A 21,528-nucleotide genomic window follows, 5' to 3' on the forward strand; every position below is an offset into this window, starting at 1 on the left:
GTAAACATCTTTGCTTTTGCTAAGTTAGTTATGTAAAAAGTAAGGTATTAAATTCAATAATCACTATTACGATTCAAGAGCACGATATCCGTACTCAGGTATTTTCCCTTTTACACCTACAAAATGTTGATTTAAAAGTTGTAAATCGGTTGCTAAATCTCCAGAGGGTTGTAATGGCTGACCAAAACGCACCTCTTTTTTCCCAAAATCGAAGGCCACAGGAATTATCGGTACATTGGCTTTCAAAGCAATATAATAAAATCCTGTCTTCAATTCCGACACATATTTTCGGGTTCCCTCAGGAGCTACAGCTAATCGAAATGTTTCCTTTTTATGAAAAATTGCCGCAATTGAATCTACTTTATTCAAACCACCGGTGCGATCCAAAGCTTCTCCTCCCATATAGTTGAAATAATAACTAAAAGGAAAAAGAAACAATTCTTTTTTGGCTACAAAATTCATTTCCAAACCTAAAATTCCACGCGTAAATATGCCTAAATAAAAATCATGCGCACTAGTATGTGGCATCACCATCATGACACATTTTTTAATTTCTGGATTGATGGTACCAACAATCTTCCATCCCATCATTTTAAAAAAAATCCACTTGTAAAATAGCTTTTTCATTCTTTCATTTATATTATGCAAATAAAAACAATTAAAATCTTATTTTTGAATAAATCCATAGATTATGATTCGGAAACTATTGAGTTATCTCATTCCAATAACGATATACAAAAATAAATCAAGTTGGAGTAAATCAATTGAGGTTACTTGGGCTAACGGCGAATTAGTGCTGGATTCCGAAAATACCAATTACTCTTATGGAAGTTTACAACGTATTTTACGATTAGGTTTAAAAAAAATTGGCTTTCGCCAAATCAAAGCAATGAACAAAATTTTAGTTTTGGGCGTTGCAGGCGGAAGCGTAATCAAGACTTTAGTGGATGAAGTTTCATTTAAAGGCGCCATTACGGGTGTCGAAATTGATCCTGACATCATTAAAGTGGCTAACTCCTATTTTAAATTGAATCAAATCCCCAACTTAACTATCGTAATTACTGATGCATTTGAATTTGTTTTACAAGCCAATGAAAAATACGACTTAATCATCGTTAATATTTTTCAAGATACCAAAATGCCTAATTTTTTATTTGAAAATTTCTTTACGCAAAAACTTTGTTTCTTACTTCAAAAAAAAGGCTTTATCTTATTCAATACTATGGTGTTAACTGAAAAAGATAATTTAAGAAACAAAAAATATGTTGAGGAATTTTATCAGCCAGATTTCAAATTAGCTACCATACCACGAGTTGAAATTCACAATGAATTAATTTTAATTGAAAAGATCAAATAGCTAATATTGTATTCGCTTGTAGATATATTATATACTATCAATGAGAAAAACAGTCAAAAAATTATTTTTAGGCAAATCGTCTAATGGCGAACAAGCTGAATTTAATCCAATCCAAAAACGAATTCAAAACATAAAATCCATTTGGAATAATGAACATCAAGATGACAACGGAATAGAAAAAATATTCCGATTACTTCTTTCATCCTCTCAGCTCCTATTCCCAGGTATTTATATCAAATATTTTTCAAGAAAAAAAGGAATTGAGTACCAAGATTTAGCCATTGATACCTACATATTACTCAAGGTTGCTTTTCCAATAGTTATTTTGATAAACCAATGGCACACTATCTATTGGGTCGTTGCACTAATGACCTATTTATTTCTAGAAACCATTTTTTATATTCCAACTTTGATCTTCGCTTCTGATTTATTTTCAAGACCAAGATCCTACAGAAGATCCATGTTATTACTGTTCTTTAATTATTTAGAAATTGTGTTGGCTTATGCTGTTTTTTACTCCTGTGGCAACTACTTAAATAAACCTTTTACGCATTGGTTTGACGCCGTTTACTTCAGTATCATAACCTCTTCATCTATCGGATATGGGGATTATTATCCCGCCGAAACTTTAGGTAAATTTTTAGTAAGCACGCAAGCCTTACTCTTTTTATTTTTTATTGTGCTTTTTTTGAATTTTTTCTCAACCAAAGTAAAAACCAAGGGGTATTTTGATCACGAAAACAAGGAATAATTATAGCATTTTTTTAGCTTTTTCTAAATCTTCGGGAGTGTCAATTCCTATTCCAACATGCGTAGTCTCCACCATTTTGATGCGTTTACCAAACTCTAAATAGCGTAATTGTTCCAATTTTTCTGAAGCTTCTAAGGATTGCATTGGTAAGCTATAAAAATCCAACAACGCTTGTTTTCTAAATGCATAAATGCCAATATGTTGAAAATAGCGCACTCCAACATTTTGCTCTCTTGGATACGGAATTACGGAACGGGAAAAATACAAGGCAAATCCATTTTGATCTACCACTACTTTGACATTGTTTGGATTTTTAATATCATCTTCGTTAGTAATTTCTCGCATAACAGATGCTAAATCAACTTGTTTAGTCAAGTCGTTTTTAAAAACTTCAATTGCTTTCTGCAACGGATCAGCGTCTATAAAAGGCTCATCACCTTGCACGTTAACCACAATATCAACTTCTAAATGCTCAATTGCTTCAGCAATTCGATCACTTCCTGACTCGTGTTCTTTGACACTTTTTATTGCCTTACCTCCATTGGAAACAATCTCTTCGAAAATTATATCAGAATCCGTAACAACAAAAACATCATCGAATAGCTGAGTGGCCATGGCAGCTTCATAAGTTCTTCGTATTACTGTTTTTCCACCCAAATCCTGCATCAATTTAGCTGGAAATCGTGTAGAAGCGTATCGTGCGGGTATAACTGCTATTATTTTCATTTCTAGTTGTAATAAATTTGTAGTATCAAACGAGATACAAATTTAAATTAATTTTCGAGTTATATCTTTTTGATTAGTCAATAAAACTTTCGTCCTTAAAACCAATCAAATACAATTTGTTTTTGGCACGCGTCATAGCGGTATACAACCAACGGATATAGTCACTGTTGATTCCGTCAGGTAAATAGGGTTGTTCAATAAAAACGGTGTTCCACTGCCCTCCTTGCGATTTATGACAGGTTATAGCGTAGGAGAATTTCACCTGCAACGCATTAAAATACTCGTTGTTTTTAACCTTTTGAAATTGCTTGAATTTGGTTTCACCTTCATAATCCTTAAGCACTTCTTGGTACAATCGATTGGATTCCTCATAGGTTAGTGATGGTGATTCACTTTTAATAGTGTCCAATAATAACACCGTTTCAAAAGGCTTTTGATCGGGATAATCGACCATTCGGATCTTTACTTTGGCAAACTTAAAACTGTACAATTCTTGGATACCAAAAATTTCCAATACTTCAATAATATCGCCATTGGCGATAAAACCAGCTTCGTCTGAATCTTTTAGCCAAAAATAATTGTTCTTGACCACCATTAAAAAATCGCCCGTTGAGAGTTCGCTTTCACGATCTAATATTCGGGTTCGAATTTGTTCGTTATACTGATTTGCTCGTTTGTTAGAGCGAACAATAAAGGCAGTGTCTTCAATACTGTAATTACTATAGGCCGATTGGATTGCATCTTGAATATCATAGCCATCGGTCAACCGAACTATATCTTTGAATCTTTTGACGTCAAATTGAAATTCATCTATAAAACTGTCTTTTAACAACTCCCGCAGTTCAGTGGCATTAAACAAAATCCCAGAACTTTCTTCCTGGCGCATTACCTCGTCTAATTCTATAGATTCAATTTCTTTATCGTAATGCACTGCTAAAGTATGGGTGTCCAATGCTGGACTTATGTCCAAATTCACTGGCGGTAGCTGAGCAGTATCGCCCAAAAGAATCATTTTGCAGTTGGTTCCGGAATACACATACGAAATCAAATCGTCTAATAATGATCCGTTTTCGTACAATTTTGAATCCGAATTAGCATCCGAAATCATCGAAGCTTCATCGACTATGAAAATGGTGTTTTTATGTTTATTGGGTTGCAACGTAAACGATACGCCTCCGCCAGAAGATTTCTTAGGAAAATAGATTTTTTTATGAATCGTAAAAGCAGGTTTGTTGGAATAATTGGCAATTACCTTAGCCGCACGACCTGTTGGCGCTAGCAAAACATATTTTTTATTGATCTCAATTAAATTGTTGACAATGGTAGAAATCACCGTTGTTTTTCCTGTTCCAGCATATCCTTTCAAAACAAAAATGGTTTTGTTTTCCATTTCAGTTAGGAATATAGCAATCTTTTGAAAAAAGATATCCTGTTTGTAAGTTGGTTCAAACGGGAATTTTTTCTTCAAAATGCTATAAAACAAGGAGGAATTCATCTGATTTAATTTGGTTGCAAAGTAAGCAATTGCTATGACAAAAATCAACTTATATAGATCAGATGATTGATTTTTGTCTATGATTTTTGATATTGCTATTTACATTGTTATTCGTATGTTTGCAGTGTTGAAATAAAAGATCATGAATTCTAATATCACCGAAAAGAAATATAAAAAACTATCCATTCAAGTTGACTTGAACGGTCTTTCTTTTTGTTGTTTTGATACACTAAACGATACTATTATTTCTTTTAACGAGGTTCGTTTTGATAGTTTTCATAAAGCCACTAAAACCGAAGAATTGTTTGCAGATGCTTTTAGTGATTATCCAGAATTAAAAGAATCCTATGATGAAATTTTAGTTATTCATAATAGTAATCTTGCCACTTTTGTCCCTGAACCTTTATTTGACGAAAACTTCTTAGGAAGCTATTTACAATACAACACCAAGGTATTTGAAACTGATTTTTTTGCTTTTGACGAAATCGCTAATTGCCAAATGAATACGGTTTACATTCCGTATGTGAATATCAATAATTTTTTTATTGATCAATTTGGCACTTTTGATTACAAACATGCTACTACTATTTTAGTTTCTAAATTATTGATTGGATCTAAAAATAACCCAGAGAAAAAAGTAGTTGTTCATATCAATTCGGGACACTTTGAGATTATTGTAGTTCAAAACCAAAAACTATTGTTTTTCAACTCTTTTGAATATACTACGCCAGAAGATTTCTTGTATTACATTTTGTTTACAGCGGAACAATTGGATTTAAATCCAGAAGAATTCACTTTGGAATTGATAGGAAAAATTGATACCGAAAGTGAGTACTACCAATTGGCATACCGATACATCCGTAATATTACTTTACTTGACGTTAGCGAATTACAAGCTAAAAATACTTTCTCTGAAGCGGACAATAGAACCCATTTTATACTTTTTAATTCATGAGAATTATTTCAGGTAAATACAAAGGCCGACGTATATTTCCCCCAAAAAACCTTCCTGTTCGCCCCACAACCGATATGAGTAAAGAAGCTTTATTCAATGTATTGAATAATCATTTTAGCTTTGAAGGACTTAAAGTTTTAGACTTATTTTCGGGTACTGGAAACATTAGTTTTGAATTTGCTTCACGAGGTAGTTCGCCAATAACTTCTGTTGATGGTGATTTTGGTTGTGTGAAATTTATCAAACAAATTGCTGCTGAATTTGATTTTAATATCGCTGCTACCAAAAGTGATGTGTTTGCTTTTCTTGAAAAAAACAAAACAACCTACGATATCATTTTTGCAGATCCTCCTTACGGATTGGACCAAAAAACATTTGAAAAAGTAGTAACTCTAGTTTTTGACAGAGGACTTTTGGAAGAAGACGGTATGTTGATTATTGAACATTCCAAATACACTAAGATGGAACATTTACCTCATTTTTCTTTTCAAAAAAGTTATGGAGGTTCATTCTTTAGTTTCTTCGAAATGGTTAGTTCTGAGGACGAAGAATAGTTTTCCTCAAAAATAAAAAAAGCAGACCTATAAGCCGGATTCTGTCTCCGTAAACGGAGCCTTATCATTTATCTAGATCTTGCATTACTGCAAGACTCAAGCTACCTACCCTTCAACAACGGACGAGAAGCCCTTAAATGCTGATATACTTGGTATTTCACCGCATAGAGTTTACCTGGTTTCACTACAGCATTACCTGTACCTGCTTTCTGTTGCACTTGTCCTAATCCGATTACTCGAACCGGCGGGTGTTACCCGCTATGCTTCTCTGTGGTGTCCGGACTTTCCTCCCTCCTAATTAATCAGGACGGCGATAAGGCGGTCTGCGGGGCAAATTTACAACATAATTTATGGGAATTCATAATTGATTGAAAAGTAGTCTCAAGAATAGCAAATCGGCATTCCAATTTTGTTAGTAAATTGGGGATAAGTCGTTCTGTTTTGAAGATGGAGCTATTGCATTTTGAGAATTCATATCCTATATTTGCTATCTAATACCTATTCAATGGAACAATTTGTAGTATCGGCGCGCAAATACCGTCCGCAGACATTTAAAGATGTTGTGGGACAAAAAGCCATTACTAATACTTTGTTGAATGCCATTGAAAACAACCACTTGGCCTCTGCCCTATTATTTACTGGACCTCGTGGAGTTGGTAAAACTACTTGTGCTCGAATTTTGGCTCGAAAAATCAATCAACCAGGTTACGACGATCCGAATGAAGATTTTGCTTTCAATGTTTTTGAATTGGATGCAGCTTCCAATAACTCGGTAGATGATATTCGAAACTTGATTGACCAAGTGCGTATACCTCCCCAAACAGGGCAATACAAAGTATACATCATTGATGAGGTACATATGCTTTCTTCGGCCGCTTTTAATGCTTTTTTGAAAACATTAGAAGAACCACCAAAACATGCCATTTTCATTTTGGCAACGACCGAAAAACATAAAATTATTCCAACGATTTTATCACGTTGTCAAATATTTGATTTCAAAAGAATCACCGTTAAAGATGCTAAAGAACATCTTGCCGATGTTGCCACTAGTCAAGGTGTGCAATTTGAGGACGATGCTTTGCATATCATTGCCCAAAAAGCAGATGGCGCCATGCGTGATGCTTTATCGATTTTTGACCGTGTCGTTTCGTTTTGCGGGAACAATTTAACCCGTCAAGCAGTTACTGAGAACTTGAATGTGTTGGATTATGAAACCTACATCAATGTAACCGAATTGATTTTGGAAAATAAAATCCCAGAATTATTAGTTGCATTTAATGAAATTTTATCCAAAGGATTTGATGCACATCATTTTGTTTCAGGATTAGCCTCTCATTTCAGAGATCTATTGGTTTCTAAAAATCCGGCAACACTATCTTTATTAGAAGTTGGCGAACAAGCGCAGCAAATGTTCGGTGTGCAAGCACAAAAATGCGATGCTAATTTCTTATTGAAGGGAATTGAAATTGCTAATGATTGTGATCTAAAATACAAAGTCAGTCAAAATCAACGACTCTTAGTTGAACTTTGCTTGATGCAATTGGCCTCCATCACTTTCGATGGAGAAAAAAAAAAGTTGAGCCATTTATAATTCCGCCCACTTACTTTAAAAATTCTGGTTATTCAATAGTTGAAGTTATCAAAAGTGTTGCTACCACCGAAAAGGTGGACGAAACAATTTCTACAGCACAAGTAATCCATTCTCCAGAAATTGTAGAAACTGCTACTGAGGTAGTTCTTGAAACACATACAACTATCGTTGAACCAATTGTAGAAGTGCCAAAGCCTAGTATTTCAAACGAAACCGAGGCGAAAGTTTCAGCACTCTCTTTATCGAGTATTCGAGCTAAAAAAGCTTTAGAGGAAAACTCCAAAACGTTTGTAAAAGAAACTGTTCATTTACCTACAGAACCATTCACGGAAACTGAAATGTTATTACAATGGAATAAATATGCACAGCGTTTGGGCGACAAGGGGTACAAAATTATGGAATCCTTATTGCTAATCAATGATCCTGTTTTAGATGGAACCCATATCACTATTGAATTACCTAATGAAGGATCCAAATTGGATTTTGAAAGTGAAAAATTAGGATTGTTGGGATACTTAAAAGGGCATTTACACAACCACGATATTACAATTCAAGTAATTGTAAATGAAAGCTTTGAAAGCAAACGCAGCTTTAATGATCAAGATCGTTACAACCGTTTGCACCAAATCAATCCGAATATTGAATTGTTAAAGTCAACATTTGGATTAGATATAACATAAATAATTAGTTAGATATTTCCGTAGTACATGGCTTTCACAATTCCGTCAGCCAAACCAATTTTAGGAACATATATATTTCTGGCACCACTCCATTTCATCGCATTCAAATAAATTCGAGTAGCAGGAATAATAACATCGGCACGATCTGAATTCAATCCTAATTCTGCAATACGTTGTTCGTAAGTTAATGAATTCAAGAAGGCATATTGCGAATTCATATAAATATACGACAGTGGTTTGTCTTGAGATTTTCCAGACATTTTAAACAATTTATTGATATTTCCTCCGGAACCAATAAGTGTTACTTCTTCAAAATCGGCTGTATTGGTACGAATCCATTTTTCAATTTCATCCCAAACCACTTCATGAACCATATCGTTCAATAAACGAACGGTCCCTGCTTTAAAAGAGCGAGAGACAATCATCTTACCATCTGAAAACAACGTAAACTCGGTACTACCACCACCAACATCCACAAAAAGATAGGTTTTGTCCGTTTTGATCAAGCTGTGTAAATCACTAGAGGCAATGATTGCCGCCTCTTTTTTACCATCAATAATTTCAATTTTTATTCCGGTTTTCTTTTTAATGATTTCTGTAACCTCTTTTCCATTATAAGCTTCACGCATTGCCGAGGTAGCAAATGCTTTATAATGCTCTACTTTGTGGACTTTCATTAATAGATTGAAAGCTTTCATTGCATCGCACATTCTATCGATATTCTCTTCAGAAATTTCACCAACCGTAAAAGCATCTTGTCCCAAACGAATAGGAACGCGAACTAGGGAACTTTTATTAAATTGGGTGTCTTTGCCATCTTGTTCAACAATATTGGCAATAAGCAATCGCATGGCATTGGAACCAATATCAATAGCGGCGTATTTTTTTATATTTAGCATTAAATCAAATCTAGGTAAAATTAGTTCAAGTAAGAGAAATTAGTTTGACTCCCCCTCAGCTAACATATTTTTATAATAATTATAAGTTTCCAATTGTGCTCTGAAGACAGGTTTATTGCCTCGTTGTCGGTATTTGTTATCCAATAAATGCGAATGCAATCTTGCTTTTACATTTCCTTGCCAACCTAAATCGAAATTGTCAATCAATTCTCTTTTAATATCTTCATCATAAATTGGACAGGTTACTTCTACCCTTCCGTCCAAATTACGAGTCATCAAATCGGCGGAAGAAATAAAAACTTCTGGATCGCCAGCATTACCAAAAATATATATTCGGGAATGTTCCAAATAATTATCTACAATACTTATCGCTTCAATATTTTCGCTCATTCCAGGAATCCCAGGAATTAAAGAACAAATCCCTCTTACTTCTAATTTAATATTCACTCCAGCATTACTCGCTTCATACAATTTGTCTATCATTTCAATATCAGACAAACTATTCATTTTTAATTTCATATAGGTAGTCCTACCTTCTTTAGCATGAGCAATTTCTCTATTAATGAGCTTATTAAATTTATTCCGAGTGAAATGCGGAGAGGTAATAATATGCTGATAATTGTAAATACGATAATTGATTTCAAAAAATTCAAATACTTTAGAAACGTCTTTTAGTATTTTTTGATGAGCTGTAAACAAGGTGACATCGGTATAGACCTTTGCAGTAGATTCATTAAAATTCCCTGTAGAAATAATACCATAACGATGAATTTTATTGCCTTCTTGACGTTCAATCACGCAAATCTTTGAGTGCACTTTTAAACCTTTTACCCCAAAAATAAGCTCAATACCTTCCATTTGCATTTGTTCAGAGTAAAAGATATTACTCGCTTCATCAAAACGGGCTTGCAATTCAATTTGAACAGTTACTTTTTTTCCGTTTTTAGCGGCATTAATTAATGAACTAATTATTTGAGAATTTTTAGCTAATCGATATAAGGTAATTTTGATAGAAGTCACTGCTGGATCTAATGCAGCTTCTCTCAAAAATTTAATCACATAGGAATAGGATTGATAAGGTGCGCTCACCAAATAATCCTTGGCTGCAATTTTCTTCATTATATTTTCATCCAAACTCAAGCCTGGTAAAGGCAAAGGCGGATTGGTTTTATATAATAAGTCAAATCTTCCCAAGTTTGGAAAATCCATATAATCCCTTCTATTATGGTATTTCCCTCCAGGAATGATACTATCGGTAGCATCAATTTTCATATTAGTTAAGAAAAAATCTAGGGTATCTTTGTCAATGTTTTGATCGTATATAAATCGAACTGGTTCACCAATTCTTCGATCTTTAACACTCGATGCAATTTTTTCTAGCATACTTTTACTCAAGTCGCTATCGATATCCAACTGTGCATCTCGTGTGATTTTAATCATGTGCGCATCGACACTTTCATAATCAAAAATGTCAAAAATTTTATTGAGATTCAAACGAAGAACGTCGTCAAGCATAATAACATATTGCTTTTCTCCTTCTGGGGGTAAAACCACAAAACGGTTGATTGTTTTTGGTATTTCAATTACCGCATAAAGTGTCTCTTTGTTGCTTTTATTTTTGATTTCCTTCGGACTTCTTTTTAATAAAGAACGTAAATTGAAAGTTTTCTTTTCTATTTCATCAGCCAAACCATTAATCACTAATTTAACAGCTAAATAACCCGAAGTGTCTTTTAAAACCGGGAAATGATCCAAATCATTCAGGATGATAGTAACCAATTCTGGACTCACCTTTTGTACGAAAAAATCTTTTAAATACAATTCTTGAGCTGGGGTTACATCATTTTCATCAATGGTAAAGATGTTTTCTTTTTCTAAGCGAGCCTCAATATCATTCAATATTTCCAAACTCTCAGCTTGTTGATCAATTACAATCTCGGTAATATCATGTAATAACTGACTGGATGAGATTCCGTTAAAGTATTTTTCACCCGAAATTCCAGTTAATGTCAATCGTCGAATAGCAGCAAAACGAACTCTAAAAAATTCATCTAAATTATTGGAAAAAATTCCCAAAAATCGCATTCGATCCAATAAGGGAACCGTCACATCTCCTGCTTCTTGTAAAACTCTAGCATTAAAAGCCAACCAGCTTTTTTCTCTATCAATATATTTTTGTTGCAACACGTAAATTATTTTAAATCTTTAGGAAAAATAGTTTTTAATATTCGCCCATTTTTAATGGAACTCCATTGGTCTTGTTCAAATTGAAGGGATACAAAACCAGAAGTAGGAACATTAGGCAGGACGTAATCTCCAAATTTATTAACAAAATTTGTAATAGCCTCGTTATGGCCAAAAAGAATAACAGTTTCGTAAAGATTATTACACGATTTAATAACTTTTTCCAATTGCAATTCATCAAAAGTGTATAAATCTTCTTTGTAAATTATATTCTCTATAGGAAAGGATATGTTTTGTGCAAAAATAAGTGCCGTTTCAGAGGCTCTTTTTGCAATACTACTCCAAAGTAAAAATGTGTTAGGAATATAATTTGAAATAGCAGAAGAAACTAAATGCGCATCTACAATTCCTCTTTGCAATAGCGAACGATCAACGTCTTGAAGTGGAGCTTCCCAACTGGATTTGGCGTGTCTGACTAAAATTAGATTTTTCAAAATAGTGTAGCAATTTAAAGTTCAAATGATTTAAATAATCTTATACATTTCTTTACTACACAATTTACGAAAGTTTAAAACACTAATTACATTTACTATTGATAAATTACTAACGCAAACCAAATTCAATCTTAGGGAGATAAACGATCAATTTTCCAAGAAAAATCAGACTGTGCTTGGTATCGAATTCGATCATGAAGACGATTAGGTCTTCCTTGCCAAAATTCAACTTCAAGAGGGGTTACTAAAAATCCGCCCCAATGTTCAGGTCTAGGAATCACTATCCCTTCAAAATCAGATTCTAATTGCTTTAGATTAGCTTCCAAATACTCTCTCGACGGCACTACCTCCGATTGGTTTGAAACTATAGCACCCAACTTACTTCCGTCGGGTCTTGAAGCAAAATAATTATCCGAAATAATTTCAGCTGTTTTTTGAGCAATTCCTTTGATGATCACTTGACGTTCCATGCTATGCCAAAAAAAGGACAAACAAATATGTGGATTAGCAGTTATAGCTTTTCCTTTTTCGGAATTGTAATTGGTATAAAAAACAAATCCTTCTTCATTGAATTTCTTTAACAAAACGACTCTCGATTTTGGAAATCCATCCAAACCAATTGTAGCAACAGTCATCGCATTGACCTCTTCGGTACCACCAAAATCCTCTACTTCATGAAACCAACGATTAAACAAATTAATCGGATCCCCAGGTATTGAAGTTTCTAACAATTCACTTTTATCGTAAGTTTTTCTGTAATCGCTTAAATCTTTCATAAAAATTTTATGTTTTACAATTCAAAGGTTTTCCCATCTTCTGCCAAAAGCACTTCAGGAAAAATAGTTTTTGCTTCTTCTTTAAATAAATCTATACTTTCGTATCGAGTAGAATAATGTCCTAAAATTAACTGTTTTGCATTAGCTTTCAAAGCAATTCGTGCCGCTTCTTTAGCAGTTGAATGTAAGGTTTTATTGGCTAAACTTACTTCTGATTCTAAAAAAGTAGATTCATGATATAGAATATCAACATTTTCGATAATTGGAATTATGTCTTCATGAAATACGGTATCAGAACAAAAAGCATAACTTTTCGGTTCAATTGGATCAAATGTTAGAACAGAATTTGCAATCAATCTTCCGTCATCCAATTTAATATCTTTTCCGTTTTTAATTTTTTGATAGTAACAGCTCTCAATTTCATGATTCAGAACCGCATCCATATTCAATTTTCGTTCTCCCACTTTTTCTTGGAACAAAAAACCATTGGTATACACTCGATGTTTCAAAGGTATGGTTGTCACCAAAACTTTATCATCTTCAAAAACAACTTCACTTTCTTCCGATTCCAATTCGTGAAAATACAAACCGTAATTCGTCCATGAATTAGACAATCTCAATTGTAAAATGATAATCTCTTTAATTCCTTTTGGCCCGTAAATATGTAAATCGGTGGTTCTACCCAACAAACTAAATGTGGAAATCAATCCGATCAAACCAAAAAAATGATCCCCATGCAAATGGGAAATAAAAACCTGATTGATTTTAGAAAATTTTATTTTATTTTTTCGAAGCTGTACTTGAGTTCCTTCGCCACAATCAATCAAAAACATTCTGTTTTTAATCTCTAATACCTGGGAAGTTGGATTAGTAATTGTTCGTGGTGTAGCGGCATAACAGCCAAGAATAGTAAGTTTCATTAAAATCCTAAATCGCGTTCAATTTCTTCCATCTCAATGATATCATGAGCTTCTAGAACCGAGGGTACTACCGTTAATTGTTCAGGAACCGCATTAAAATCAATTCCTTCAACAACAACGACAAATGATTTCTTGGATTTTTTGTAAAGCTTAGCCAATGGAAGCACTAATTTCAAATCAGCAAGAGTGATCGAATTATTATGAGATAAATCAAGTATTATATTATGCGTTTCAAAAGAAGGGTTAGATTGCGACACTTTGTCTAAAAATGACGTAAAATCTCCCTGAGTATCCTTGATAGTTATGGTATGGCCTTTTTGATCAACTTTCATAAATAGGAAATATAAAACTGAAATAGTTTATTAAATTATAAATCAAGTTTGTAACAATGAACTATTGTATTTTAGACGCCAAAAGGTAGATCACTGCCATTCGTATCGCTACACCATTTTCAACTTGGTCTAGAATAACAGATTGTTGTGAGTCGGCAACATCACTCGTAATTTCAACTCCACGATTGATTGGTCCAGGGTGCATGATGACAATCTCTTTATTGAGCGAATCCAATAGCTTTTTATCTACTCCATATTGTTGTGCGTATTCTCTTGTGGAAGGAAAATAATTCACATCCATTCGCTCATTTTGAACGCGTAACATATTAGCTACATCACACCATTCAAGTGCTTTACGTAAATTAGGCTCAACTGTTACTCCAAGTGATTCAATGTGTTTCGGAATTAAAGTTTTAGGACCGCAAACTTTTACTTCTGCACCTTGCATTTGCAAAGCATAGATGTTAGATAAGGCTACTCGAGAATGTAAAATATCTCCAACAATTACCACTTTTTTTCCAGCAACATCTCCTAGTTTTTCACGAATCGAATAACTATCAAGTAAAGCTTGTGTAGGATGTTCATGTGCTCCATCTCCCGCATTAACAATACTAGCTTTTACATTTTTGGATAAAAAATAAGCTGCTCCAGGGTTAGCATGTCGCATGACTACCATATCCACTTTCATGGAAAGTATGTTATTTACAGTATCTATAAGGGTTTCTCCTTTTTTAACTGAAGATTGTGCAGCCGAAAAACTAATTACATCAGCTGACAAACGTTTTTGGGCTAATTCAAAAGAAAGTTTGGTTCGGGTACTGTTTTCAAAAAAAATATTAGCAATGGTAATGTCTCGCAAAGAAGGAACTTTCTTAATAGGTCTATTGATAACTTCCTTAAAATGATCAGCGGTTTCAAAAATTAAGTCAATATCATTGTTGTTGATATATTTAATTCCTAATAAATGATTTACGCTTAATTCTTTCATTTTTCTTTACAATTATATATTAATGAAGGCTGCTTTTAATTTGTAATTAAATAAACACCATCTTCTCCATCATTTTCTTTCCAACACACTTTTACTTTTTCATTATTGATTGCATCGACCTGTCTACCTCTATAATCAGGTTGTATCGGTAAATTACGGCTAAAACGTCTGTCAATCAAGACCAACAATTCAATTTCAGACGGTCTTCCAAAAGATTGAATAGCAGTTAAAGCGGAACGAATACTACGCCCAGTAAACAAAACGTCATCAATAAAAATGACTTTTTTATTTTCTACTATAAAGTTGATATTGGTTTTATTAGCCTCCAAAGGTTTTTCGGTTCTACGGAAATCATCTCTAAAAAAAGTGATGTCTAAATAGCCTAAGGTAATTGCAGGGGTTTGGTATTCTTTTTCTAAAATTTCTTTCAAACGTTCTGCCAAGAAAACGCCTCTAGGCTGAATCCCTACAAGAATAGTATCTGAGAAATCTAAGTGTTTTTCAATTAATTGACAAGCCAAACGATGTAGTATGATAGTAACTTCTTTTGCAGTAAGTAATACTTTTTGACTCATGGTAAAGTGTAATGTTTGGTTGGGCAAATATACAAATTCTGTTTTATGATTGATAATTAAAAACAACAGAAATAAATATCCAAAAAAAAAGCCTTGAAAATTCAAGACTTTTTAATTTATTTACAAATTAAGAATACATTTTAGTTCTTAATTCTTGTACTTTTTCATCATCCAAATAATCGTCGAATGTCATGTAACGATCAATCGCTCCATTGGGTGTTAATTCGACTACACGATTACCAACAGTTTGTGCAAATTCGTGGTCATGTGTAGTAAATATAACAGAGCCTTTAAAGTTCTTTAACGAATTATTGAAAGCCGTAATCGACTCTAAGTCCAAGTGATTGGTAGGTTCATCCAACATTAAAATATTGGCACGTTCCATCATCATTCGAGACAACATACAACGTACTTTTTCTCCTCCTGATAATACACGGCTAGTTTTTAAAGCTTCTTCTCCAGAGAAAATCATTTTGCCTAAAAACCCTCTAATAAAGACTTCGTCTCTTTCTTCTTCTGTTTTAGCCCATTGACGCAACCAATCTACTAAGGTCAAATCATTCTCAAAATAGGAATGATTTTCAGCTGGTAAGTAGGCTTGATTTGTTGTAATTCCCCAATCAAAAGTACCTTCATCGGCTTTTTGATTGCCGTTTACTATTTCGTAAAAAGCAGTTGTTGCTCGAGAATCTTTAGAAAAAAGAACAATCTTATCCCCTTTTGCCATGTTCAAATCCACTCCTTTAAACAAAAGCTCTCCATCAATCGAAGCACTAAGGTTTTCTACATTTAAAATTTGGTCACCCGCTTCACGGTCTTGATCAAAAATAATAGCAGGATAGCGACGACTTGACGGTTTGATTTCAGAAATGTTTAATTTCGAAATCATTTTTTTACGAGAAGTCGCTTGTTTTGACTTAGCCACATTCGCAGAAAAACGACGAATAAATTCTTCTAATTCTTGTTTCTTTTCTTCGGCTTTTTTGTTTTGTTGTGCACGTTGTTTCGCCGCTAACTGGCTCGATTCGTACCAAAAAGTATAGTTTCCTGAATAATGATTGATTTTTCCGAAATCAATATCAGAAATATGTGTACAAACCGCATCTAAAAAGTGACGGTCGTGCGATACTACAATTACAGTGTTTTCATAATTGGCCAAGAAATTTTCTAACCAAGCAATGGTTTCAAAATCCAAATCGTTGGTAGGCTCATCCATAATCAATACGTCAGGATTCCCAAAAAGAGCTTGTGCCAAAAGCACACGCACTTTGATCTTTCCTTCCAAGTCGGCCATCATGGTATAATGATTGTCCTCTGTAATTCCTAAATTGGATAACATGGAAGCCGCATCAGAATCAGCATTCCAACCATTCATTTCTTCAAATTGGACTTGTAATTCCCCAATTCGATCCGCATTGGAATCGTTATAATCTAAATACAATTCGTCCATTTCTTTTTTAACGGCATACAAAACCTTGTTCCCCATCATTACGGTTTCCAAAACAGTATATTCGTCAAACATATTGTGGTTTTGATTTAAAACCGACATACGTTTTCCTGGCTCCAAATGAATGTGACCCGAAGTTGGATCCATTTCGCCTGAGATAATCTTTAAGAAAGTTGATTTTCCAGCACCATTGGCTCCAATAACACCATAAATATTACCTTGGGTAAAAGTGGTGTTTACTTCGTCGAATAAAATTCGCTTGCCAAACTGAACAGATAGATTATTAACTGATAACATGTGTTTCTAATTTTTTTGCAAAAGTAGCAAAAAACTAAATAGAATCGTGTTTTAATTCTAATGACAAATCAGGTAAATCAAAAGTGTCAAAATCATTTTATAGATATAGGTAATGGTAAATAATCAACAATTGTTACAAAAAACTATTGATTCAATAATTTTAACAATATTTACACTGAAATATTTTTTTTTGATTTTTGTAACAAATATTTTTACATCTTTACAGCAATTAATTATCACAAACTAAAAAAACCAAAACATGAATTCAGAACAGACAAAGTCGAATAACTCGGCCCTTTCGACCCTTATTACGGTTTTCTTCTTCTGGGGATTTATTGGAGCATCAAATGGTGTGTTCATCCCTTTTTGTAAAGCTAAATTCGGATTAGATCAATTTCAAAGTCAGCTAATTGACTTCGCTTTTTACGGAGCTTACTATATTGGTGCTTTATTACTTTTTATTTTTAGTAGTACTGCCAAAAGAGACATTCTTAATGGCTGGGGATTTAAAAAAGGAATTATTTACGGATTGTTGATTAGTACTTTTGGTGCTGCATTGATGATTTTAGCAGTTATTCAAGGAAGTTATTTATTCATACTAGGAGCTTTATTTATAGTAGCCTTAGGATTCTCTCTACAACAAACATCTGCACAACCCTTTGCTGCTTCCTTAGGAGAACCTCATACTGCATCTAGCCGTTTGAACTTGGCTGGAGGTATCAACTCTTTAGGAACAACTATTGGGCCGATCGTAGTATCTTTTGCCCTTTTTGGAGTTATTTCTGGAGTGAGTATTGAAGAGTTTGCACAAAAAGCAGATTCATTAGATTCGATGATCACTTTATACATGGCTGTAGGTGGTTTGTTTTTATTAGCCGCTGCATTATTTCATTTTTCAAAAAAATTACCTGCTGGAAAAAGTGATGATTCCTTTGAAACAGCTAACAAAGCTTTAAAAACACTTATTATCATTACAGTGATTTTAGTAGTGATTTTTGGGTATATCTTTTCTCGTTACGAAGATCCTGAGTTTATAAAACATTTCATCGAAAACAAAGAAGTAGATTATTTAGGATTAGGACTTACCATCTCTACTTTATTAGTTGTTGTAGTTGGTCTTTTATTTGCTAACACAACCGCTCAAAAAAATCCAGAAGGATGGGGAGCTATGAAATATCCTCAATTAGTTTTAGGGATGCTTGCATTATTCTCTTATGTGGGTGTTGAAGTGAGTATCGGTAGTAATTTAGGTGAATTATTAAAAACTGACGATTTTGGTGCCATTACAGGACCAGGACTTGCACCATTTATGTCTATGTATTGGGGAAGTTTAATGATTGGACGTTGGGCTGGTGCGATTTCAGTTTTTAACCCATCTTCTCAAATGAGAAAGATTTTATTGATTGCAGTTCCTTATGTTGCGTTTGGTGTTGTTTTAGCAGCTAATGCTATATCAGGTCAAGATATCACTCCTTTGTATGCTTATGCATTTGTAATTATTTTCCAAATTGTTGGTTTCTTCTTAGGAAAAGATCAACCATCAAGAACCTTATTAATTTTTGGTTTATTAGGAGCAATTGCGATGTTAATCGGTTTAGCTACCACCGGTACAATAGCAATTTTCGCCTTTATGAGTGGTGGATTATTCTTGAGTATTATGTGGCCTTGTATCTTCTCATTAGGAATTGCAGGTTTAGGAAAATACACTTCTCAAGGTGCTGCTTTCTTAGTTATGATGATTTTAGGTGGAGGTATAATTCCACCATTACAAGGTAAATTAGCCGATGTTATCGGAATTCATACTTCTTATTTCATTCCAGTATTGTGTTTTGCTTTTATAGCATTCTACGGTTGGAAAGTAATTGGGATTTTAGAAAAACAAGGTATTGGAAACGATATCGAAGTGGGTGGTGGACACTAAAAATACGCAACTAACCAAAACCAAAAAATCCCATCAATTGATGGGATTTTTCATTTTAAACCAAAAGGTTTATTTATTTGTTTCCTTTTTCAAAATCAGCTACAAACTGCGCTAATCCAATATCGGTTAAAGGGTGTTTTAATAATCCGTAAATTGCTGAAAGTGGTCCTGTCATTACATCAGCACCAATTTTAGCACAATTCATTATATGCATTGTATGACGCACAGAAGCCGCTAAAATTTGTGTTTCAAATCCGTAGTTATCATAGATTTGACGAATTTCTTCAATCAAAGCTAATCCATCTGTAGATACATCATCCAATCGTCCAATAAAAGGAGAAACATAAGTAGCACCTGCTTTAGCAGCTAATAAAGCTTGTCCTGCAGAGAAAACTAAGGTTACATTCGTTCTTATTCCTTTATCAGAAAAGTATTTGGCTGCCATAACACCTTCTTTGGTCATAGGTAATTTCACCACAATTTGCTCATGCAAATCAGCTAACTCCTCTCCTTCTTTCACCATACCTTCAAAATCCAACGCATTAACTTCGGCACTTACATCTCCATCTACTAAATTACAGATATCAACATAATGTTTCAAGATATTATTTTTTCCGGTGATGCCTTCTTTAGCCATCAATGACGGATTAGTAGTTACACCATCCAAAACGCCCAATGCTTGTGCTTCTTTAATCTGAGCTAAATTAGCTGTGTCTATAAAAAATTTCATTCCAAATATATTTAGTTGTGAATACGTTAACAAAAGTAAGAAATGAATTGAGAACAAAAAATAAAATAAATGCATAAAAAAACCGCCTCTTTTCAGAGGCGGTTTAATATTCAATATCTTAAATTTCTAGTTAGAACCAGAAGTAGATTTAACAGCAAGGTTGTAAACAACTAATCCAAATCCGATTTTGTTGATTGCATCTGCAATGTTGTACGCAACATCTACACTTCCTTTTCCAAGGAAACTAGTATACCAACCATCAGTTCCTAACATGTAACCTAATGGGTAAATTGCCCATCCTACAAGTACGAACCAACACAAGATTTTGTGAGAAGCTAATACATCTCCACCAGCAGCTTTAGCTAGTTTAGAAGCTTCACCTAACCAAATTTCATAAACAATTACGAAATAAGCAAGACCTGAGATGAATCCCCACATGGCCGCTTGGTCACTAAAAATAGTTTCTCCAAAGTAACCTGTTACTAACATCACAATTGAAAGGAAAATCATTTTCCACAACAAGTTTTGTTTTGCACCAGCAACTTTAAGGATTAAATAAAACTCAAGACACATCAATGGCACTGTAAGTACCCAATCCACGTATCTAAAGAATGTTGGCGACTCTTGGAAAGCATTCCAATAATCACGCATGTAAAAGTAATGTACTGCAGCAATAAAAGTAATCAATCCAGATACTAATACTGAAGTACGCCATTTCTTATCGAATTGACTTAACGATAAGAAGAAAAAAGCCGAAGCAGCCATCATGGCCATGCTTCCAATGAAGAATGTAAATCCAACATAGTCATTTGGTAGCATTTTTGCTACATTCGCAGAAATAAACATAAAATTTGACATAAAAATAAAAATTAGGTTAATTAATAATCTAAATTTACATTTAAAAAAAATACAAAGCACCATTTATTGTTTATTTTTTTTAAAAAAATGTTAAACAAAAATAAGATTTTATGTCAAAAACTTTGAAACTGTCTGTAATTACTAGCTTTGTTGGACTTTGGCTAACTTCTTATTTATCAAATAAATATCAAATAATTGTAGGATTTATCTTAATTTTGAGTTTTGGAGTGCTACATGGAGCCAATGATTTAGTACTGATCAACAACTTAAAATCAGATAAAAAACTCAATTTCAGAAAGTTAATTATACTATATATCCTGCTTATTGGTATTTCTGCACTTCTATTCACCACCATTCCGATACTGGCCTTACTATTATTTATATTGTTTAGTAGCTATCACTTTGGAGAACAACATTGGAATGAAATAGTCACAATCAATAAAAATAGCTATTCATCCGTATTTCATTTTATATATGGCCTATTAATATTACTTCTATTGTTTTATATAAATACAAACGAAGTTATTGCAATCATATATGAAATCACTCAATTCCGAATTTCAGAAGCATTGATAGAAGTAACTTTACTAGTTTGTTTAGTACTTTTTAGTATCAGTACTATAAAGATGTATATTGATTCAACTGAATTCAGGAAGAATATTATCGAACAGTTGTTCTATTTATTGGTTCTTGTTATAGTATTTAAAGCTTCTAGCTTGATTTGGGGATTTGCTATCTACTTTATTTTTTGGCATAGTATTCCCTCGTTAAATGACCAAATTACATTTTTGTATGGTTCTTCGACATGGGCGAATTGCAAATTGTATTTTAAAACTGCTTTCCCCTATTGGTGTATTTCTTTAATTGGAATTTTTGGATTGTATTATATAGCTAAAGATATGCTCGTTTTTGATGCGCTATTTTTTGCCTTTTTAGCGTCAATTACATTTCCACACTGTATTGTAATACTTAATATGTTTAAAAATAAATCACACTAA

22 protein-coding genes and 1 other RNA gene are annotated in these 21,528 nt (G+C 33.6%); 8 read left to right on the forward strand and 15 right to left on the reverse strand.

What is annotated here, in order from left to right:
• Positions 1–66: 66 nt before the first annotated feature.
• Positions 67–627 carry a 1-acyl-sn-glycerol-3-phosphate acyltransferase gene (locus LPC21_RS08430; protein WP_229316727.1) on the reverse strand — a complete coding sequence of 187 codons (561 nt, stop codon included), beginning with the start codon at positions 625–627 and terminating at the stop codon, positions 67–69.
• A gap of 64 nt (positions 628–691) precedes the next feature.
• Here LPC21_RS08430 and LPC21_RS08435 point away from each other — a divergent pair, with 64 nt between their 5' ends.
• Positions 692–1,357 (forward strand): spermidine synthase, encoded by a 666-nt coding sequence (locus tag LPC21_RS08435; RefSeq protein ID WP_229316728.1) that lies wholly within the window; start codon positions 692–694, stop codon positions 1,355–1,357.
• A 40-nt stretch (positions 1,358–1,397) separates the two neighbouring features.
• Positions 1,398–2,108 carry a potassium channel family protein gene (locus LPC21_RS08440; protein ID WP_229316729.1) on the forward strand — a complete coding sequence of 237 codons (711 nt, stop codon included), beginning with the start codon at positions 1,398–1,400 and terminating at the stop codon, positions 2,106–2,108.
• Here the strand turns inward: LPC21_RS08440 and kdsB are convergent, their stop codons facing one another.
• On the reverse strand, positions 2,109–2,834 hold the full coding sequence (gene kdsB, locus LPC21_RS08445) for a 3-deoxy-manno-octulosonate cytidylyltransferase (protein ID WP_229316730.1): 726 nt from the start codon (positions 2,832–2,834) through the stop codon (positions 2,109–2,111).
• A gap of 73 nt (positions 2,835–2,907) precedes the next feature.
• A complete protein-coding gene (locus LPC21_RS08450) occupies positions 2,908–4,329 on the reverse strand; it encodes an ATP-dependent DNA helicase (RefSeq protein WP_229316731.1) in 1,422 nt (473 codons plus the stop codon).
• Between the two features lie 142 nt (positions 4,330–4,471).
• On the opposite strand from LPC21_RS08450, the gene LPC21_RS08455 reads away from it, so the two are divergent.
• Together LPC21_RS08455 and LPC21_RS08460 are read left to right on the forward strand one after the other, a co-directional pair.
• Positions 4,472–5,284, forward strand: a complete 813-nt coding sequence (locus LPC21_RS08455; RefSeq protein ID WP_229316732.1) for a DUF3822 family protein — start codon at positions 4,472–4,474, stop codon at positions 5,282–5,284.
• Positions 5,281–5,838 carry an RsmD family RNA methyltransferase gene (locus LPC21_RS08460; protein WP_229316733.1) on the forward strand — a complete coding sequence of 186 codons (558 nt, stop codon included), beginning with the start codon at positions 5,281–5,283 and terminating at the stop codon, positions 5,836–5,838. Before LPC21_RS08455 ends, LPC21_RS08460 begins: the two co-directional genes overlap by 4 nt.
• 14 nt (positions 5,839–5,852) lie before the next feature.
• Here LPC21_RS08460 and rnpB read toward each other — a convergent pair.
• Positions 5,853–6,168: RNase P RNA component class A (gene rnpB, locus LPC21_RS08465), an RNA gene on the reverse strand.
• A gap of 175 nt (positions 6,169–6,343) precedes the next feature.
• Here rnpB and dnaX point away from each other — a divergent pair.
• Both dnaX and LPC21_RS08475 read left to right on the forward strand, forming a co-directional pair.
• Positions 6,344–7,429: a DNA polymerase III subunit gamma/tau gene (gene dnaX, locus LPC21_RS08470; RefSeq protein WP_229316734.1), complete on the forward strand. Its 1,086-nt coding sequence runs from the start codon at positions 6,344–6,346 to the stop codon at positions 7,427–7,429.
• Between the two features lie 74 nt (positions 7,430–7,503).
• Positions 7,504–8,109 (forward strand): DNA polymerase III subunit gamma/tau, encoded by a 606-nt coding sequence (locus LPC21_RS08475; RefSeq protein WP_229316735.1) that lies wholly within the window; start codon positions 7,504–7,506, stop codon positions 8,107–8,109.
• A gap of 8 nt (positions 8,110–8,117) precedes the next feature.
• On the opposite strand, the gene LPC21_RS08480 is transcribed toward LPC21_RS08475, so the two are convergent.
• The 9 genes from LPC21_RS08480 to LPC21_RS08520 all read right to left on the reverse strand — a co-directional run bounded on the left by LPC21_RS08480 (position 8,118) and on the right by LPC21_RS08520 (position 17,021).
• Entirely contained in the window at positions 8,118–9,008 is an 891-nt protein-coding gene (locus LPC21_RS08480) for a Ppx/GppA phosphatase family protein (RefSeq protein ID WP_229316736.1), read from the reverse strand.
• A 39-nt stretch (positions 9,009–9,047) separates the two neighbouring features.
• Positions 9,048–11,195, reverse strand: coding sequence for a polyphosphate kinase 1 (gene ppk1, locus LPC21_RS08485; protein WP_229316737.1), 2,148 nt, complete (start codon positions 11,193–11,195; stop codon positions 9,048–9,050).
• A gap of 5 nt (positions 11,196–11,200) precedes the next feature.
• The gene (locus tag LPC21_RS08490; RefSeq protein WP_229316738.1) at positions 11,201–11,686 is read right to left on the reverse strand and encodes a SixA phosphatase family protein; all 486 of its coding nucleotides are present in this window, start codon (positions 11,684–11,686) and stop codon (positions 11,201–11,203) included.
• Positions 11,687–11,817: 131 nt separating this feature from the next.
• Positions 11,818–12,462 carry a pyridoxamine 5'-phosphate oxidase gene (gene pdxH, locus LPC21_RS08495; RefSeq protein ID WP_229316739.1) on the reverse strand — a complete coding sequence of 215 codons (645 nt, stop codon included), beginning with the start codon at positions 12,460–12,462 and terminating at the stop codon, positions 11,818–11,820.
• 14 nt (positions 12,463–12,476) lie between these two features.
• Positions 12,477–13,382, reverse strand: a complete 906-nt coding sequence (locus LPC21_RS08500; protein ID WP_229316740.1) for a ribonuclease Z — start codon at positions 13,380–13,382, stop codon at positions 12,477–12,479.
• Positions 13,382–13,714 (reverse strand): ribonuclease Z, encoded by a 333-nt coding sequence (locus LPC21_RS08505; protein ID WP_229316741.1) that lies wholly within the window; start codon positions 13,712–13,714, stop codon positions 13,382–13,384. Before LPC21_RS08505 ends, LPC21_RS08500 begins: the two co-directional genes overlap by 1 nt.
• 61 nt (positions 13,715–13,775) lie before the next feature.
• Positions 13,776–14,702 carry an aspartate carbamoyltransferase catalytic subunit gene (locus tag LPC21_RS08510; protein WP_229316742.1) on the reverse strand — a complete coding sequence of 309 codons (927 nt, stop codon included), beginning with the start codon at positions 14,700–14,702 and terminating at the stop codon, positions 13,776–13,778.
• A 35-nt stretch (positions 14,703–14,737) separates the two neighbouring features.
• The gene (pyrR, locus tag LPC21_RS08515; RefSeq protein WP_229316743.1) at positions 14,738–15,277 is read right to left on the reverse strand and encodes a bifunctional pyr operon transcriptional regulator/uracil phosphoribosyltransferase PyrR; all 540 of its coding nucleotides are present in this window, start codon (positions 15,275–15,277) and stop codon (positions 14,738–14,740) included.
• A 127-nt stretch (positions 15,278–15,404) separates the two neighbouring features.
• Positions 15,405–17,021 (reverse strand): ABC-F family ATP-binding cassette domain-containing protein, encoded by a 1,617-nt coding sequence (locus LPC21_RS08520; RefSeq protein WP_229316744.1) that lies wholly within the window; start codon positions 17,019–17,021, stop codon positions 15,405–15,407.
• 259 nt (positions 17,022–17,280) lie between these two features.
• Here LPC21_RS08520 and LPC21_RS08525 point away from each other — a divergent pair, with 259 nt between their 5' ends.
• On the forward strand, positions 17,281–18,942 hold the full coding sequence (locus LPC21_RS08525) for an MFS transporter (protein ID WP_229316745.1): 1,662 nt from the start codon (positions 17,281–17,283) through the stop codon (positions 18,940–18,942).
• A 73-nt stretch (positions 18,943–19,015) separates the two neighbouring features.
• Here the strand turns inward: LPC21_RS08525 and fsa are convergent, their stop codons facing one another.
• Together fsa and LPC21_RS08535 are read right to left on the reverse strand one after the other, a co-directional pair.
• Positions 19,016–19,672: a fructose-6-phosphate aldolase gene (fsa, locus tag LPC21_RS08530; protein WP_229316746.1), complete on the reverse strand. Its 657-nt coding sequence runs from the start codon at positions 19,670–19,672 to the stop codon at positions 19,016–19,018.
• Between the two features lie 126 nt (positions 19,673–19,798).
• Positions 19,799–20,530 carry a bacteriorhodopsin-like gene (locus LPC21_RS08535; RefSeq protein ID WP_229316747.1) on the reverse strand — a complete coding sequence of 244 codons (732 nt, stop codon included), beginning with the start codon at positions 20,528–20,530 and terminating at the stop codon, positions 19,799–19,801.
• 110 nt (positions 20,531–20,640) lie between these two features.
• Here LPC21_RS08535 and LPC21_RS08540 point away from each other — a divergent pair, with 110 nt between their 5' ends.
• Positions 20,641–21,528, forward strand: a complete 888-nt coding sequence (locus tag LPC21_RS08540) for a Brp/Blh family beta-carotene 15,15'-dioxygenase (RefSeq protein ID WP_229316748.1) — start codon at positions 20,641–20,643, stop codon at positions 21,526–21,528.

It is taken from the genome of Flavobacterium ammoniigenes, assembly GCF_020886055.1.
Classification (GTDB): domain Bacteria; phylum Bacteroidota; class Bacteroidia; order Flavobacteriales; family Flavobacteriaceae; genus Flavobacterium; species Flavobacterium ammoniigenes.